Annotated in this window: 2 protein-coding genes; both read left to right on the top strand. The window is 33.7% G+C overall.

Features of this window, described 5'->3' with window-relative positions:
• Positions 1–316: 316 nt before the first annotated feature.
• Positions 317–721, top strand: a complete 405-nt coding sequence (gene tnpA, locus ACYU8V_RS16905) for an IS200/IS605-like element ISEfa4 family transposase (protein WP_002287522.1) — start codon at positions 317–319, stop codon at positions 719–721.
• Positions 722–737: 16 nt separating this feature from the next.
• The gene (gene tnpB / locus ACYU8V_RS16900) at positions 738–1,886 is read left to right on the top strand and encodes an IS200/IS605 family element RNA-guided endonuclease TnpB (protein WP_002323589.1); all 1,149 of its coding nucleotides are present in this window, start codon (positions 738–740) and stop codon (positions 1,884–1,886) included.
• Positions 1,887–2,090 lie beyond the last annotated feature (204 nt).

The raw sequence follows: 2,090 nt of genomic DNA, 5'->3' as shown, positions 1-2,090 counted from the left end.
CGAATATTTCTAGGTAGAGACACAGAAGTAATCCTAATTCAACATGAAGAAGGATTTGAAGTTAGTATAGGTATTCAGAAACTTCAAAAACCTCATTATTGTAATCAGTTGTATAAAAACTTTACTGATGAAGAAAAAGCGAGAGTTTTTTTTAACAGAATTAGGCAGAAGTCGCCCATCCTCTATAGGTGGGTGATGAATGCCGTTCGGTATGAGGGTTACCGTTGGTAACTCGAAGACCGACAACTAAGGCGTATTGCCTTTTTATTTTGTCCCATGTTACAATCAGTCTATACAAGAAATGAGTTGATATAACATGGAATTAGATACAAATAATCATTCAGTATTTCTTCTTTATTACCACCTTGTTTTAGTAACGAAATATCGTAGACAAGTGATTGATGATGAAATATCTGATTATGCCAAAACTACTTTTGAAAGAATTTCAGAATCGTATCACATTACTTTAGTGGAGTGGAATCATGATAAAGACCACGTTCATATTATGTTCAAAGCTCAACCTAAAACAGAATTGACAAAATTCATCAATGCCTATAAAAGTGCCAGCTCAAGATTGATAAAACGTGACTTTCCAAGAGTCAAACAATTTCTTTGGAAAGAAATGTTCTGGTCTAAAAGCTTTTGTCTTCTGACAACTGGTGGCGCACCAATTGATGTGATTAAGAAGTATATCCAAAATCAAGGAAACAATCATAAATAGAAAGTAGGTGAACTTTATGGAACAACTAAAAGCATACAAATTCAGAATCTATCCAACAGAGGAACAAGAAATCTTCTTTGCCAAATCTTTTGGTTGTGTCCGTAAGGTCTACAATCTAATGCTTGATGACCGAAAAAAGGCGTATGAAGAAGTTAAAAATGATTCTTCTAAAAAAATGACTTTTCCGACACCAGCTAAATACAAGAAAGAATTTCCGTTTTTGAAAGAAATTGATAGCCTTGCTTTAGCCAATGCCCAACTTAATTTAGATAAAGCATACAAGAATTTTTTTCGGGATAAATCCGTTGGATTTCCACGTTTCAAAAGTAAGAAAAATCCTGTTCAGAGTTATACAACGAATAATCAAAATGGTACAATTGCTTTGATTGATAGTAAATTCATCAAAGTTCCTAAATTGAAGTCATTAGTAAGAATTAAGCTTCATAGACAACCAAAAGGGATTATCAAATCTGCTACAATATCACGTCATTCTAGCGGTAAATACTATATTTCTTTGTTGTGTAAAGAAGAAATTATCGAATTACCTAAAACTAATTCCACAATTGGTATTGACTTAGGTATTATGGACTTTGCGATTCTTTCTGATGGACAAAAAATTGATAATAATAAATTCACGTCCAAAATGGAAAAGAAACTAAAGCGTGAACAACGCAAATTGTCTAGGCGTGCTTTATTGGCTAAAAATAAAGGTACCAATCTATTTGAAGCTAAAAATTATCAAAAACAAAAACGCAAAGTAGCTAGATTGCATGAAAAAGTAATGAATCAACGTACTGATTTTCTGAATAAGTTGAGTACAGAAATGATCAAAAATCACGATATTATCTGTATTGAAGACTTAAACACAAAAGGTATGTTGCGAAATCATAAATTAGCTAAAAGTATTTCTGATGTTTCTTGGTCAAAGTTTGTGACTAAATTACAATACAAGGCTGACTGGTATGGACGAAAAATCATCAAAGTAGATAAATGGTTTCCGTCTAGTCAGATTTGTTCAGAGTGCGGACATAAAGATGGCAAGAAATCTCTTGAAATTCGAGAATGGACTTGTCCTGTTTGTCATACTCATCATGATCGTGATATCAATGCTAGTATCAATATTCTGACCGAAGGTCTAAGACTACATTCTATGGGATTGGCTTAGATCCAATCATCAAGAACCGTAGGAACTACGGGGATAGCTTGGTAAATAAGAGACACCGCTGTTAGTAAAGAAATACGCTATCAAGTATGCTCTATTCCCAAGAAGCTCCCACTTCAAGCGTTAAGAACCGTCAGGTTTAGCTAAGTGGTGAGTAGTTCACGAAAGACAAATTATCAAAGAATATATTAAAAGCTCTCAGAAGCC

The organism is Nocardioides ultimimeridianus (assembly GCF_054777895.1).
This window is presented reverse-complemented; position numbering and strand designations above follow the sequence as displayed.